The sequence below is a fragment of the Candidatus Effluviviaceae Genus I sp. genome (assembly GCA_016867725.1).
In the GTDB taxonomy this organism is placed as follows: domain Bacteria; phylum Joyebacterota; class Joyebacteria; order Joyebacterales; family Joyebacteraceae; genus VGIX01.
The window spans coordinates 87565-101610 of record VGIX01000002.1 but is presented as its reverse complement, the minus strand read 5'-3'; the positions used below and the strand labels follow the sequence as shown (position 1 = coordinate 101610).

The following is a 14046-nucleotide window of genomic DNA, read 5'->3' as shown; positions in this document are numbered from 1 at the left end:
GCGGTCACACCTCCGCTCTCGGCGTCGTGCCGTTCACCAGGATGTCACGCACCTTGGTCACGATGAGGTCGATTGCGACGATGTTGAGACCGCCCTCCGGGATGATCACGTCGGCGTAGCGCTTGCTCGGCTCGACGAACTGGAGGTGCATGGGCCGGACGGTGCGAAGGTACTGCTCCACGACCTGGTCCATGTTCCGTCCGCGGCGCGTCACGTCGCGCCTGAGCCGCCGGATGAACCGCTCGTCCGCGTCGGTGTCCACGTACAGCTTGATGTCCATGAGCTCCCGGAGAGCGGGCTCCGCCAGGACCAGGATCCCCTCGAGGAGGACGATGCCGGCGGGCCGCACGGTCACCGTCTCGGGCAGACGGCAGTGCGTCTCGAAGTCGTAGACCGGCTTCTCGATCGGGCCCCCGGCGCGCAGCTCCCTGAGGTGCTCGAGGAGCAGCGCGTTGTCGAACGCGTCGGGGTGGTCGTAGTTCAGCCGGGTGCGCTCGGTCGCCGGCAGCGAGGAGCGGTCGACATAGTAGGAGTCGTGGTGGATGATCACCACGCTCTCCTCGGCGAAGTGCTTCCTCACCTCCAGGGCGACCGTCGTCTTCCCTGAGCCTGTGCCTCCACCGATCCCGATGACGATGGGCGAGAGGGGCATCCGTGACCTCCGGGGACCTCAGTCCGCGAACAGCTCGCTCTCGACGAGCTCGCAGATGGCGTGCCCTACGGCGATGTGCGCTTCCTGGATCCGCTGCGTGTCCGACGAAGGCACGAGGATGGCGACGTCGCAGCGCTCCGTCATCGCCCCTCCGTCCTCGCCCGTGAGGCCTATGGTCGACAAGCCCGCGGCGCGGGCGGCCGCGAGCGCGCGCAGCACGCTGCCCGACCTCCCGCTCGTCGAGATCCCGACGAGGACGTCCCCCGGCCGTCCGATCGCCTCGACCTGTCGCGCGAACACCGCGTCGTAGCCGTAGTCGTTGGCGACGGCGGTGAGGACGGACGGATTGACAGTCAGAGCGATCGCCGCGAGTCCGGGACGCTCCTTCCTCAGCCTGCCCGCCAGCTCGGCGGCGATGTGCTGCGCGTCGGCCGCGCTTCCGCCGTTTCCGCACAGCAGCACCTTGCCGCCGGCGCGGAGCGCCTCGAGGATCAGGGTCGCAGCGTCCGCCGTGACGGCGGCGACGGCGCCCGCCGCCGCGGCGAGAGCCTCGGACGACGCCGTCAGGATCTTCTGCGCCGCCGCGGCGGCTGCCGGGTCACCGCGCTTCATCCGCGCACCTCTCTGTGATGTAGTCGCCAAGGGCCTCTTCCCATGACCTCGGGAGCCAGCCGGTCAGGGAGACAAGACGATCGAGCGACAGGACCGAGTACGAGGGCCGCGCCGCCGGGCGCGGCAGCTCCGCCGTCCGGATGGGACGCACATCGACACCCCGGACGCCGGCCGCCGCGAGAATCGCCCGCGCGAACTCGTACCACGAGCAGCTGCCCGAGTTCGTGGCGTGCACGACGCCGGTCGCCCCCGTCGGGATCAGCTCGGCGATGATGACCGAGAGGTCGCGCGCGCTCGTCGGGGGGCCCACCTGGTCGTTCACGATCCGAAGCGGTCCCCCGCGCCTCGCGAGCGTGAGGACCGTCTCGACGAAGTTGCGGCCTCCGCGCCCGTAGAGCCACGCCGTCCGCGCGATGAGGGCCCGGCCGCCGGCCTCGGCCACCTCCCGCTCCCCGGCCAGCTTGGACTCCCCGTACGCGTTGACGGGGCCTGGCGCGTCCTCCTCCCGGTACGGAGCGGCGTTTGCGCCGTCGAACACGTAGTCCGTGCTCACGTGGACGACCGCGGCGCCGACCCCTGCCGCCGCGCGGGCCACGTTCCCCGCGCCTGCGGCGTTGACGGCGAAAGCCCTCTCCCTGTCCTTCTCGGCGCCGTCGACGTCGGTGTACGCCGCGCAGTTCACGACGACGTCCGGTGCCGCGGAGAGGACGGCCGCCCGCGTCGCCTCGGGGTCCGCGATGTCGAAGTCCGCCAGGTCGGCCGCGACGACGTCGGAGGTGGCGGCGAGCGTCCGCACCAGCTCCGACCCGAGCATGCCCGCGGCGCCCGTGACGAGAACGCGCCTCACGGTCTTCCCCCCTGCGGCGCGCGCGTCACGGCACCTCGATGCGGCTGGCGTCCCCCACCATGAAGCGATACGCCTTCGGCATGCTCGCGCACTTCACGATCTCCACGTCCTTGCCGATGAGGCTCCGCTCGATGCGCTGCCTCAGGTTCACGATCCTGCAGTTCTCGAGCACGATGCTGTGCTCGATCTCCGAACTCTCGACGACGACGTCGTGGTAGATCGAGGTGAAGGGCCCGATGTACGAACGCACGATCCTCGAGCGCTGCCCCACGATGAGGGGGCCACGGAGCACGCTGTCCTCCACGACCGCGCCCTCCTCGACCACAACGCTGCCGTCGATCCGCGAGGCCGCGTTCACAAGGCCGCGCACGTCCGGCGCCGCTCCCTCGAGGATCATGCGGTTGGCCTCGAGGATGTCGTCGAGCTTCCCCGTGTCCTTCCACCATCCGGTCACCTCGTGCGCCCGCACGGAGCGCCCCGCGTCCACGAGGCCCTGGATGGCGTCCGTGATCTCGAGCTCGTTGCGCCTGGACGGCTTCAGACGGTCCACGGCGTCGAAGACGGTCGCGTCGAACATGTACACGCCGACGAGCGCGAGGTCGGACCTCGGATGGGCCGGCTTCTCCTCAAGCCGGACGACGCGCTCGCCCGACAGCTCGGCGACGCCGAACTCCTGCGGGTTCCGCACGCGCGCGAGCAGGATCTGCGCGTTCGGGCAAAACCGGCCGAACTCCTCGACGAAGGCGGCGATGCCGCCCTTGATGAGGTTGTCGCCGAGATACATGACGAAGGGCTCGTCGCGAAGGTAGTCGCGGGAGATCTTGACCGCGTGCGCGAGGCCGAGGGGGGCTTCCTGCCTGATGTATGTGACGCGCAGTCCGAACCGCGCCCCGTCGCCCACCGCCGCCTCGATGTCGCGGTGTGTCTCGCCCACCACGATGCCGACGTCGACGATGCCGGCGTCCCGGATGGCCTCGAGGCCGTAGAAGAGAATGGGCTTGTTGGCGATGGGCACGAGCTGCTTGGCGCTCGTGTGCGTGATCGGCCTCAGACGCGTGCCGCGCCCTCCCGAAAGGACCAGTGCTCGGATGTGGCTACCCCTCCTCCCGCAACGTCGCGCCGCCGGCCCGGCGCCCAGCGCCGTGCACCGCGGCCGCGAAGGCCTCCAGCAGCGAGACGTCGCCGGTGCGCTCGATGACGTCTCCCGTGACGACGAGCCTCGCGCCCGCGCGCACGAGCTCCACGGCCGTTTCGGGCGACCGGATGCCTCCGCCGACCATGACCGGGATGTCCACGAAGGACGACACCGCCGCCACGATCTCCGCCGGCACGGGATCGCGGGCTCCGCTCCCGGCGTCGAAGAAGGCGAGGCGCATGCCGAGGTACTGGGCGGCCAGAGCGTGCGCCATCGCGATGTCGGGCTTGGTCCTCGGAAGCGGGCGCGTGCCGCTCATGAACTCCACCGACGTCGTCGAGCCGCTCTCCACGAGGAGGTACGCCGTCGGGATGGGCTCGATCCCCAGTTCGCGGATCGCCGGCGCCGACCGCACGTGCTCGCCGATGAGAAGCTCCGGGTTCCGCCCGCTCACGAGCGACAGGAACAGGATGGCGTCGGCGTCCGGGACCACGAAGCCGGCGTTCCCGGGGAAGATGATCACGGGGATGCCGACGCGACCCTTCACCGCGCGGACGCACTCGGCGACGCGTCCGCGAAGCGACAGGCTTCCGCCCACGAGGACGGCATCGGCTCCCGCGGCCTCCGCGCTCGCGGCGAGGCGCGCGCTGTTCTCCGGAGCGCGGCCGTCGGGATCCAGGAGGACGAGATAGAGCGCGCCCAGCGTCTCGATCCCGCGCATGAGGCGCCCCCACACCGCTCCCCCGCCGGCCATGCAGTCCCTCCGCGGCCCCGCGTCGGGCCTAGCGCCCAAGGAGGCGCTCCACCACCTGGTACACCGACTCCAGCGCCCCGCCGAGCTTCGCCGGGTCGCCGCCGCCGGCCTGCGCGAGCCGGGGCTTGCCCCCGCCTCGCCCGCCCATGAGCGCGGCCGCCTCACGGACCACGTCGCCGGCCGCAAGCCGCTTCGCGTCCGCGAGGTCGTCGCTCACGACCGCGATGACCACGGCGGTCCCGTCGATCTCCGCGCCGAGCACGCCCACGCCGCTCCCCAGAGCGTCGCGGAGGCGGTCCGCCTGCTCGCGAAGCGAAGGGACGTCCGCGGCATCGACGCGGGCCGCGACAACCCGCACCCCCGCCACGTCGCGCGCGCCCCCCGCGATGGACGCCATCCCCTCGCCAGACGCCCGCAGCCGCGCGCGGGCGGCGTCCTTCCTGAGCGACGCGATCTCGGCAATGAGCTCCTCGGCGCGCGCCGCCGCCGCATCCGGTGTCGTCCGCAGGGCCTCGGCGACCCGCTTGCCCGAGGCCGCCAGCAGCCGGGCGCGGCGGACCGCCTCGACCCCGGTGACCGCCTCGATCCTCCGGACGCCGGATGCCACGCTCGTCTCCGAGATGACAGAGAACGAGCCGATCTCGCCGGTTCGCCTGACGTGGGTCCCGCCGCACAGCTCGAGGCTCACACCGCCGACCGACACGCAGCGCACCCGCTCGCCGTACTTCTCGCCGAAGAGGGCCATCGCCCCACGACTCAGCGCGTCGTCGATCGCTGTCTCCTCGGGACGCACCGCCAGGTCGCTCCTGATCCATGCGTTCACCGTGTCCTCAACGAGCGCGGTCTCCGTCTCGGTGAGCGCCGAGAAGTGCGTGAAGTCGAAACGCAGGCGGTCGGGCCCAACCCAGGAGCCCGACTGGTGCACGTGGTCGCCGAGCGTTCGGCGGAGGGCGGCCTGCAGGAGGTGCGTCGCCGTGTGGTTCTTCTCGGTCCTCCGGCGCCTCGCGAGGTCCACCCGGAGGCGCACGGACGCGCCACCGAAGTCAGCCGCGAGGCCTCGCGCGACGTGCACCGCGCGGCCGTCCTCGAGGGAGACGTTCACGACGTCTGCCGCGGCCCCCGCGGCCTCGACGCGCCCCGCGTCCGACACCTGCCCGCCTGCCTCCGCGTAGAACGGCGTGCGCGTCACCACGAACTCCGTGTCCCCCGGCGTCCGCCCCGCCCGAACGGCCACGACCTCGGTCTCCACCGGATCCGACAGCAGCGGCCCCACGGCCTCCTCTGCCTCGGGTCCGACGGACGCGCCGAGGTCCCCGCCGACGAACACCGAGTCGGTTCCCGGACGGCTCGCGCCGCGCCACGCCGCCCGCTCTCCGGCCGCGCCGGCGAACGCCGATGCCCGCCGCGCCCGCTCCTTCTGCGCCTTCATCGCGGCCGCCGCGCCGGCCGTGTCCACGGACAGCCCGCGCTCGCGCGCCATCTCCTCCGTGAGGTCCAGCGGGAACCCGTACGTGTCGTACAGCGCGAACGCCCGCTCGCCGGGGATCGTCGTCGCCCCCGACCCCCTCACCGACTCGGCGATCTCCTCGAACACCGCCGTGCCCTGCGCGATGGTCGCGTCGAACCGCTCCTCCTCCGACTTCAGGACGAGCGCGATGTGCTCACGCTTGGCCGCCAGATGCGGATGGGCGCCCTTCATCGTTTCGACCACGACGCCGCCCACGCGGTACACGAACGGCCCCTTGATCCCGAGCGAGAGCCCGCGGCGCACGGCCCGGCGCACGAGCCGCCTGACCACGTACCCGTGCGCCTCGTTCGACGGCAGGATGCCCTCCGCGATCGCAAACGTCGCGGCGCGCGCGTGGTCGGCGACAACCGCGAGCTCCGTGCCGACCGGGCCGCTCGGGCGCGCGCCGCCCGCGTTCTCGACCTCGTCCCGCACCGCATCGACCACCGGTCGGAGAATGTCGGTCTCAAAGATGCTCCCGACGCCCTGGACCACGGAGGCGAGGCGCTCGAGCCCGCTCCCGGTGTCGATGCCGGGCCGCGCGAGGGGAACGCGCGTCCCGTCCTTCCGCTGGAGGTACTGCGGGAAGACCAGGTTCCAGACCTCGAAGTAGCGCCTGCAGTCGCAGCCGGGCCTGCAGTCCGGGCGGCCGCAGCCGAGCTCGGGCCCCATGTCGTAGTGGATCTCGGAGCAGGGGCCGCACGGTCCGGAATCGCCCGCCGGACCCCAGAAGTTGTCCTTGTCGCCCAGGAGGACGATGCGCTCGGCCGGGAAGCCGACCGCGGTCTTCCACAGCTCCGCGGCGGCCTCGTCGTCGGCGTGCACGGTGACCCAGAGGAGATGCTCCGGAAGCCGCACGACCTCCGTGAGGAACTCCCACGCCCACTCGATGGCTTCGCGCTTGAAGTAGTCGCCGAACGAGAAGTTCCCGAGCATCTCGAAGAACGTGGCGTGGTAGGGCGTGTGACCGACCTCATCGAGGTCCGACAGCCGCAGGCAGCGCTGCACGGAGACCGCCCGCCTGTACGGGGGGCGCTCGGCAAGGTAGTGGGGCTTGAAGGGGACCATGCCGGCCGAGGTGAAGAGGAGCGTCGGGTCGTCCTTCGGGATGAGCGGCGCGCTCGGGACGGTCTCGTGGCCTCGGTCCTTGAAGAACCGGATGAAGGCGTCCCGGAGCTGCGTCGCTGACATGCGGTCACTCATCCCGCTCTCCCATCACCTCGCGGACGACCTCAATGGCCGTCGACCTCGCGAACCCCCGCCGCACGAGCATCGCGAACAGGCGCTCCCGCTCCCGCGCCCCGGCGGCCGACCGGCGGGCCCAGGACCGGGCGGCGCGCAGCGCGAGCGCGCGCTCCGGATGCTCCCCGAACGCCCGGTCCACGACCTCGTCGGCCACGCGCGGCGGGACACCCTTGAGCCGCAGCTCCTGAGACAGGCGGCGTCTGCCCACCGGCCGTCGCCTCATCCGCTCGTCCGCCCACAACTCGGCGAACGCGCGGTCGTCGACGAGCCCGGCCGCTGCGAGTCCATCGATCACCCGGGCGACGACGGCGGCGGCGTGCCCCTTCCGGGTCAGGCGCTGCGCGAGCTCGCTGCGCGTCCTCGCCCGGACCGAGAGAAGACGGAGGGCCGCCTCCCGTGCGCCGACGAGGTCGGACGCCCTTCCCTCCTCGACGGGCTCGCCGCCGCCGAACGTCGCGCCGACCGACAGGCCCATGGTCTCAAGGGCCGACTCCGGCAGCGTGAACACCCGCGCGCCGTCGATGAAGACGGCGACGCGGGGCGGTTCGCCCGGCTCCCGGCGGATCGCGGTGACGCGCCCCTCCCGCGCCCGCCTGCCTCGCGTCAGGGGCTCAGCGCTTCTTGCCCGCGGGCGCGCCCTTCTCCGGCTTCTGTTCACTCTCCGACGGCTCGCTCTTCACGGGGCCGGCCTGAGGCAGACCGAGCGACTTCCTGATGTCCCGGTCGATCCTGGCCGCGACGTCACGCTTCTCCTCGAGAAACGCTCTGGCCTTCTCGCGGCCCTGGCCCACCTGCAGGTCCCCGTACGTGAACCACGTCCCCTTCTGGGCCAGCACGTTCGTCTGCACGCCGAGGTCGAGGAGGTCGCCCTCGAGCGAGATGCCCCTTCCGTAGATGATGTCGAACTCCGCCTGGCGGAACGGCGGGGCCACCTTGTTCTTCACGACCTTGACGCGGGTCCGGTTGCCGACGACCTCTTCCCCGGTCTTGAGAGCGCCGATGCGGCGGATGTCGAGCCGGACGCTCGCGTAGAACTTGAGGGCGTTGCCGCCCGACGTCGTCTCGGGATTGCCGAACATCACGCCGATCTTCATCCTGATCTGGTTCAGGAAGACCACGCACGTCTTCGACCGCGCGATCGACCCGGCGAGCTTCCTGAGCGCCTGCGACATGAGCCGGGCCTGGAGGCCGACGTGCGAGTCGCCCATCTCTCCCTCGATCTCCGCGCGCGGCACGAGGGCCGCGACGGAGTCCACGGCGATCACGTCCACCGCGCCGCTGCGCACCAGCATCTCCGTGATGTCGAGCGCCTGCTCTCCCGTGTCGGGCTGCGAGATCAGGAGCGCGTCCGTGTCCACGCCCAGCGCCCTCGCGTAGCCCGGGTCGAGCGCGTGCTCGGCGTCGATGAACGCGGCGACGCCGCCCAGGCGCTGCGCATTCGCGATGATCGAGAGGCTCAGGGTGGTCTTCCCCGACGCCTCGGGCCCGAACACCTCCACCACCCGCCCGCGCGGCACGCCGCCGATCCCGAGGGCGACGTCCAGCGCCAGGGAGCCAGTCGGGATCGCGTCGATCCCCTTCCCGACGTCGTGCGACCCGAGGGTCATGATCGAGCCCTTGCCGAACTGCTTCTCGATCTGCGACACCGCGAGATCGAGCGCGCGCCTCTTCTCCTTGTCCTTCTCCTGCACCATCGTGTTCCTCCAGGTCAGGGGAGCTCAGCCGTTGTGTTCGGCGCGGCCGTCCGGGCCGGCCGTCGCGAGGGGAAACCGCGCGATCGCCTCGTGGATCGCGCCCGAAGGGGACAGGACGCTTCTCATCAGGAGCACCTCTTCCACCGCGACGGTGTCCTCCGGGCAGCGCAGCGTCGCGAGCGCGCCGGCAAGGTCGCCGGCCGTCCGGGCGTCGCGGACGCGGCCGACCGTGATGTGCGGGCTCCAGCGGCGCTCCTCGCGGGGCACGCCGACGGCGGCCAGCTCGCGCTCGACGTCGCCCTGGAGATCGAAGAGCGCGTCGGAGGGGACGACGCCGATCCAGATGACGCGAGGCCGCTGCGGCGAGGGGAACGCCCCGGCGCCGCGCGCGACGAACGAGAACCGCCGATTGCCCGACGCGGCCCGCCCGACGGCGTCCACCACGTCGGGCAGGTCGGCCTCGTCCACGTCCCCGATGAACTTGAGCGTGAGGTGCAGCGTGGCCCTGCGGGACCAGCTCGCTCGCACCCCGCGCCGCTCCAGGGTCTCTGCGGCCCTCAGTATGCCCGCTTTGAGCTGGGGGGACAACTCCAAAGCCACGAAGGCGCGGACCGCCACCGTCACGTCCCTTCGATGTTGAGGAGTGCGCGCCTGAGAAGCTCGAGCGCGGCCTGCGCCGCCTGCTCGCGGACCGCGTCCCGCCCGCCCGCGAACAGGTGACGCTGCGCGCGCTCGAAGCGCCCCGCCACGGCGATGTGCACGAGGCCCACGGGCTTCTCGGAACTGCCCCCGTCCGGGCCGGCGATGCCGGTCACCGCGAGGCCCACGTCCGCTCCGGCCGCCGCGCACGCTCCCGCCGCCATCTCGCGCGCGGTCTCCTCGGACACCGCGCCGTGGGACGCCAGCGTCTCGGCCCGGACGCCGAGGGCGCGCCGCTTGACGTCGTCGGAGTACGCGATGACGCCGCCGGCGAAGTACGCGGAGCTGCCCGGCACGCGGGTGATCCTCCATCCGATGCGCCCGGCGGTGCAGGACTCCGCGACCGCAAGGCGCAGTCGCGCCATCGAGAGCAGGTAGCCGACGATCTCCTCGAGCGCCTCGGGCCCGCGCGCGTAGACGAACGGGCCCAGGGCCTCGGCGATCCTCTCGGCGGCCTCGTCCGCGGCGCGCCCGGCGTCCTCGGTAGCGCCGATCCTCGAGACGACCTTGAGGTCCACTCCGCTCCGCGAGGGAAGATAGGCGATCTCCGTTCGGGCGATCCTGCGCGCCAGCGGTCCGACGATCTCGGCGACGCGGGACTCGGAAAGCCCGGTCGTTCTGATCAGGCGCTCCTCGGTCAACCTCCGCAGGCCGCGCCCCTCGAGGAACGGGACGACGTAGCCCTCCACCATGGCCCGCATCTCCGTTCCCACGCCGGGCAGCAGGAAGAGGAGTGCCTCTCCGTGTTCGATGAGAAGCCCCGGCGCCGTTCCGTGGCGATTCTCGATGACGCGCGCTCCTTCCGGCACCATCGCCTGCGAGACGTTGATCTCGGGCATGGCGAGGCCGCGCTCCTCGAAGCGCTCCCTCACGCGCGAGAGGGCCCGCTCGTCGAGCGCGAGCCTCCTGCCGCAGACGCGGGCGGCGACCTGCTTCGTCAGGTCGTCGCTCGTCACGCCCAGCCCGCCGGTCGTGACCACGAGGTCCGCCGCCTCGAGCGCCCGCAGCATCGTCGCCTCGATGATCGCGGGGTCGTCGGGAACGAGGATCGAGCGCTCCACGGTCACCCCGACCGCGGCCATCTGCGCGGCGAGGTACGCCGTGTGCTCGTCCCTGCGACTCCCGTCGAGGAGTTCGTTTCCCACCACGATGATCTCTGCCGTCACCGATGTGCTCCCCGGGGTTCGTGGGTGCCGGCGCGCGGCACGTCTCCGCTCACCAGGATCCCGCCGCCATCATGAGGCGGACGAGGACGTTCGCGTAGAGGCCGGCGACGACGTCATCCGCCACGACGCCGAGCCCGCCGGGCAGGCTCTCCACCCGCCTGCCGGGGAACGGCTTCAGGATGTCCGCGATGCGGAACAGGACGAACGCGGCCCCGTACACGGTGAGCGACTTCGGCAGGAAGAGGACCGCTACGAGCATGCCGGCGAACTCGTCCACGACGATCCTCGAGCTGTCGTGGCCGAACGCGCGTTCGGCGGCCGACGCCGCCCAGATGGCCAGGGCGAGGAACGCAAGGACCGAGAGCAGCATGACGAGGAGGCCGACGGGCGCCGCGGCCGGAGCGCCGGTCGGGACAAGGAACCAGAGCAGAGCGGCGAACCCGAGCGCGCCGACGGTCCCCGGGGCCGCGGGCGAGTACCCGAGGAAGAAGCCCGTGGCCAGAAGACGGGCCACCGGGTCCAGGGTCAGGGCGCCGGCTCGCTTCATCCTGCCTCGTCCCAGCCCGCGCGCCGCGACGGCGCGCGGCGTCCGAACGGTCACCGTTGCGACCAGCCACAGGGGAACGCGCAGAAGGCACGGGGGCGGAACGCGCGGCGGAGACTGCCCAGACCGACGCGCCTAGCTCCGCGAGAGCTCCTCTCTCTTGAGAAGCCACTCCCAGTTCCGGTCGACGTCCCTCTGCAGCTCGTCGATGATGTGCCTGTTCTGTTCCTTGAAGAGGTGGCGGAAGCGCCCCTGCTTCTTGAGCCACTCGACGACGGGGATCTTCTCCTTGGGTTTCCGCGTGACGCGCAGCTTCCCGTGTTCGACCTCAAAGAGCGGCCAGAAGCAGGTGTCCACGGCCAGCCGCGCCATCTCCATCGACTCCTCCATCTCGTACCGCCAGCCTCGGGGGCACGGGGCGAGGACGTTCATGAAGGACGGGCCGTCGATCGACAGAGCCTTCTCGACCTTGTCGGAGAGGTCCTTGGGGAATCCCGGGGTCGCCTGCGCGACGTACGGGATGTTGTGGGCGATCATGATCTCGGTGAGGGCCTTGGCGTACTGCTGCTTGCCGGGCACGACCTTGCCCGCCGGCGTCGTGGAGGTCTGCGTGCCCTTGGGCGTGCCGCCTGAGCGCTGGATGCCGGTGTTCATGTACGCCTCGTTGTCGTAGCAGACGTACAGCATGCGGTGCCCGCGCTCCATCGCGCCGGACAGGGACTGCAGTCCGATGTCGTAGGTGCCGCCGTCCCCGCCGAACGCTATGAACCGCATGTCCTTGTCGATCTTCCCCTGTCTCTGGAGCGACCGGTACGCCGCCTCCACCCCGCTGATCGTCGCCGCCGAGTTCTCGAACGCGTTGTGGATGAACGGCGTCCGCCACGCCGTGTAGGGGAAGATCGTCGTGACGACCTCCACGCAGCCCGTCGCGCACCCGCACACCGTGTCGCGCCCAGCCGTCAGGAGGATCTGGCGCATCGCCGTCATCGGAAGACACCCCGCGCAGGCGCGGTGGCCCCCCGACATCAGCTCCTCCCGCTTCGCAAGCTCCTTCAGACCTGGCATGCCCTTCCCCCTATTCCCTGAGCCCCAGGAACCGCACGTTGTCCTTGGGCGTGCCCTTCTTCGCGACCGTCTCGAGGTCGGCGTAGACCTGCTTGACGTGCTCCATCGAGAGGTCCCTGCCGCCGAGGCCGTAGATGTAGTCCACGAGGCCAGGCGTGACGTCGGTTCCGAAGAGGGACGAGCGAACCTCGATGTGGAGAGGCCCGCCGTCGCCGCCGAACGAGACCGAGCGATCGAGGACCGCGACGGCCTTCGCGTGTCGGAGTGCGGCGCTGAGCTCCGCGCCCGGGAACGGCCGGAACGAACGGACCTTGATGAGCCCGACGGGCTTGCCCTGACCTCTGAGCTCGTCCACCACGACCTTCGCCGTCCCGCACGTCGAGCCGAGCGCCACGATGACGAGCTCGGCGCCGTCCATGGAGTACTCCTCGAACAGACCGTAGGCGCGGCCGGAGAGCTTCCCGTACTCCAGGCCGACCTCCCGGATCACGCGCGACACGTGCGACATCGCCTCGATCTGCTGGCGCTTGTGCTCAAAGTAGTAGTCCTGCAGATCGAGCGCGCCGAACGTGATCGGCTTGTCGCTGTCGAGGAGCGGGTTCCTCGGCACGTAGCCGCCGATCCACCCGCGCGCCGCCGCGTCATCGAGGATCTCGAGGACCTCGGCCGTGTGGCTGATGATGAAGCCGTCGAAGGTGACCATCACTGGGAGCAGCACGTCAGGGTGCTCGGCGATCCGGATCGCCTGGAGGATGTTGTCGTACACCTCCTGCGCGCCCTCCGAGAAGATCTGGATCCACCCGCTGTCCCGACACCCCATCGTGTCGCTGTGGTCGCAGTGGATGTTGATGGGCGCGGAGAGCGCCCGGTTGATCACGGGCATGACGATCGGCAGCCGCGTGCCGGCCGCGACGTAGAGGATCTCCCACATGAGCGCGAGCCCGCACGCGGAGGTCGCCGTCATGGCCCTCGCGCCCGCCGCCGCGGCGCCCACGGACGCGCTCATGGCGCTGTGCTCCGACTCCACCAGAACGAACTCGGCCTTCACGTCTCCATCGGCCACGAACTCCGCGAACTTGTGCATGAGTTCGGTCTGGGGCGTGATGGGGAACGCGGCGACCACATCCGGGTCGATCTGCCGCATCGCCTCGGCGCCGGCGTCGTTGCCGGTCATGATGACTCTCTTGCCCACTCCGCCATCTCCCTTCGTCGTCGGGAGGCCCGAGTCCGCGGCCTCAGTCCTTGCCGACCTCGGTCTCGAGCTTCACCTCGATCGCCTTCGGGTCCGTGGGACACTCGAACCAGCAGATCTTGCATCCCTTGCAGTGGTCGTAGTCGATGCCGACCACCTTGCCGTCCTCAAGTCTGATGGAGGAGTCCGGGCAGGCGATCCAGCAACGGAGGCACTGAATGCACGTCTCGGCGTTCCATGTCGGTCGGTACGTCCGCCAGGAGCCCGTCTCATACTCCTGCGCGTTCCCCGCGCGGTCCACGACGCAGCCGTGAGCGAGCTCGCTCCACGCCTTCTCCTTCATTCGGCGCTCACCTCCTCGTGCGCCCGGCGAATGGCGCGGACGTTGCCGTCGAGAACCTCGGGCCTGAAGCCATGCGAGAACTTCTTCCTGATCTGGTCGAGGACCGTGTCCAGGTTGAGAAGGCCCGTCACCCGGACGAGGGCGCCGAGCATGGGCGAGTTCGGGATCGGACGCCCGATCTCGGCGATCGCGATGCCGGTCGCGTCGACCGTGTAGAGCTTCCCCAGCCGGCTTCCGACGCGCTTGCGCACCTCGGCCGGCGGCCGGAGCGTGTTCACGATGAGAGTCCCGTCCTTCGGCATGCCGGCCGTGACGTCCACGGCTCCGAGCAGCGTGTCGTCAAGGACGATCACGATCTGCGGCGAGCTGATGGCGCAGTGCACCCTGACTGGGGAGTCACTGATCCGAGTGAAGCCCCTCATCGGGGCTCCCATGCGCTCCGGACCGTAGTCCGGGAACCCCTGGCTGTACTTCCCCTCCATGGCGGCCGCCTCGGCGAGCAGGAGCGATGCCGTCTTCGCCCCCTGGCCGCCTCGCGCGTGCCACCGGATCTCCATCATCTGCGACATGAACCCCCTCCTTAGGAGAGGC

Annotated in this window: 15 protein-coding genes; all 15 read right to left on the bottom strand. The window is 70.9% G+C overall.

The features are described from left to right. Positions 1 to 4 precede the first annotated feature (4 nt). Positions 5 to 652: a uridine kinase gene (gene udk, locus FJY74_01235; protein ID MBM3306936.1), complete on the bottom strand. Its 648-nt coding sequence runs from the start codon at positions 650 to 652 to the stop codon at positions 5 to 7. Between the two features lie 18 nt (positions 653 to 670). After that, positions 671 to 1264, bottom strand: a complete 594-nt coding sequence (gmhA, locus tag FJY74_01230) for a D-sedoheptulose 7-phosphate isomerase (GenBank protein MBM3306935.1) — start codon at positions 1262 to 1264, stop codon at positions 671 to 673. Beyond that, a complete protein-coding gene (gene rfbD / locus FJY74_01225; protein ID MBM3306934.1) occupies positions 1251 to 2078 on the bottom strand; it encodes a dTDP-4-dehydrorhamnose reductase in 828 nt (275 codons plus the stop codon). Before rfbD ends, gmhA begins: the two co-directional genes overlap by 14 nt. Before the next feature lie 58 nt (positions 2079 to 2136). Then, a complete protein-coding gene (locus FJY74_01220; GenBank protein MBM3306933.1) occupies positions 2137 to 3201 on the bottom strand; it encodes a glucose-1-phosphate thymidylyltransferase in 1065 nt (354 codons plus the stop codon). 4 nt (positions 3202 to 3205) lie between these two features. Next, complete coding sequence (locus FJY74_01215) at positions 3206 to 3967, bottom strand: geranylgeranylglyceryl/heptaprenylglyceryl phosphate synthase (protein ID MBM3306932.1); 762 nt, start codon at positions 3965 to 3967, stop codon at positions 3206 to 3208. Between the two features lie 61 nt (positions 3968 to 4028). Beyond that, positions 4029 to 6710: an alanine--tRNA ligase gene (alaS, locus tag FJY74_01210; protein ID MBM3306931.1), complete on the bottom strand. Its 2682-nt coding sequence runs from the start codon at positions 6708 to 6710 to the stop codon at positions 4029 to 4031. Beyond that, on the bottom strand, positions 6703 to 7260 hold the full coding sequence (locus tag FJY74_01205; GenBank protein ID MBM3306930.1) for a regulatory protein RecX: 558 nt from the start codon (positions 7258 to 7260) through the stop codon (positions 6703 to 6705). The genes alaS and FJY74_01205 overlap by 8 nt, the downstream gene beginning before the upstream one ends. A gap of 103 nt (positions 7261 to 7363) precedes the next feature. Beyond that, positions 7364 to 8446, bottom strand: coding sequence for a recombinase RecA (gene recA / locus FJY74_01200; protein MBM3306929.1), 1083 nt, complete (start codon positions 8444 to 8446; stop codon positions 7364 to 7366). A 24-nt stretch (positions 8447 to 8470) separates the two neighbouring features. After that, on the bottom strand, positions 8471 to 9064 hold the full coding sequence (gene thpR, locus FJY74_01195) for an RNA 2',3'-cyclic phosphodiesterase (protein ID MBM3306928.1): 594 nt from the start codon (positions 9062 to 9064) through the stop codon (positions 8471 to 8473). Between the two features lie 2 nt (positions 9065 to 9066). After that, positions 9067 to 10311: a competence/damage-inducible protein A gene (locus tag FJY74_01190; GenBank protein MBM3306927.1), complete on the bottom strand. Its 1245-nt coding sequence runs from the start codon at positions 10309 to 10311 to the stop codon at positions 9067 to 9069. 49 nt (positions 10312 to 10360) lie between these two features. Further along, a complete protein-coding gene (locus tag FJY74_01185) occupies positions 10361 to 10858 on the bottom strand; it encodes a phosphatidylglycerophosphatase A (protein MBM3306926.1) in 498 nt (165 codons plus the stop codon). A 132-nt stretch (positions 10859 to 10990) separates the two neighbouring features. Further along, entirely contained in the window at positions 10991 to 11920 is a 930-nt protein-coding gene (locus tag FJY74_01180) for a pyruvate ferredoxin oxidoreductase (protein MBM3306925.1), read from the bottom strand. 10 nt (positions 11921 to 11930) lie between these two features. Beyond that, the gene (gene porA / locus FJY74_01175; protein ID MBM3306924.1) at positions 11931 to 13112 is read right to left on the bottom strand and encodes a pyruvate ferredoxin oxidoreductase; all 1182 of its coding nucleotides are present in this window, start codon (positions 13110 to 13112) and stop codon (positions 11931 to 11933) included. Between the two features lie 43 nt (positions 13113 to 13155). Continuing rightward, positions 13156 to 13455: a 4Fe-4S binding protein gene (locus tag FJY74_01170; protein MBM3306923.1), complete on the bottom strand. Its 300-nt coding sequence runs from the start codon at positions 13453 to 13455 to the stop codon at positions 13156 to 13158. Then, positions 13452 to 14024 (bottom strand): 2-oxoacid:acceptor oxidoreductase family protein, encoded by a 573-nt coding sequence (locus FJY74_01165; protein ID MBM3306922.1) that lies wholly within the window; start codon positions 14022 to 14024, stop codon positions 13452 to 13454. The genes FJY74_01170 and FJY74_01165 overlap by 4 nt, the downstream gene beginning before the upstream one ends. Positions 14025 to 14046 lie beyond the last annotated feature (22 nt).

Excerpts from the sequence above, each read along its gene's own strand:
- udk (MBM3306936.1), bottom strand. The coding sequence starts at position 652 with ATGCCCCTCTCGCCCATCGTCATCGGGATCGGTGGAGGCACAGGCTCA.
- gmhA (MBM3306935.1), bottom strand. The coding sequence starts at position 1,264 with ATGAAGCGCGGTGACCCGGCAGCCGCCGCGGCGGCGCAGAAGATCCTG.
- rfbD (MBM3306934.1), bottom strand. The coding sequence starts at position 2,078 with ATGCTCGGGTCGGAGCTGGTGCGGACGCTCGCCGCCACCTCCGACGTC.
- FJY74_01215 (MBM3306932.1), bottom strand. The coding sequence starts at position 3,967 with ATGCGCGGGATCGAGACGCTGGGCGCGCTCTATCTCGTCCTCCTGGAT.
- alaS (MBM3306931.1), bottom strand. The coding sequence starts at position 6,710 with ATGAGTGACCGCATGTCAGCGACGCAGCTCCGGGACGCCTTCATCCGG.
- recA (MBM3306929.1), bottom strand. The coding sequence starts at position 8,446 with ATGGTGCAGGAGAAGGACAAGGAGAAGAGGCGCGCGCTCGATCTCGCG.
- FJY74_01185 (MBM3306926.1), bottom strand. The coding sequence starts at position 10,858 with ATGAAGCGAGCCGGCGCCCTGACCCTGGACCCGGTGGCCCGTCTTCTG.
- FJY74_01180 (MBM3306925.1), bottom strand. The coding sequence starts at position 11,920 with ATGCCAGGTCTGAAGGAGCTTGCGAAGCGGGAGGAGCTGATGTCGGGG.
- FJY74_01170 (MBM3306923.1), bottom strand. The coding sequence starts at position 13,455 with ATGAAGGAGAAGGCGTGGAGCGAGCTCGCTCACGGCTGCGTCGTGGAC.
- FJY74_01165 (MBM3306922.1), bottom strand. The coding sequence starts at position 14,024 with ATGTCGCAGATGATGGAGATCCGGTGGCACGCGCGAGGCGGCCAGGGG.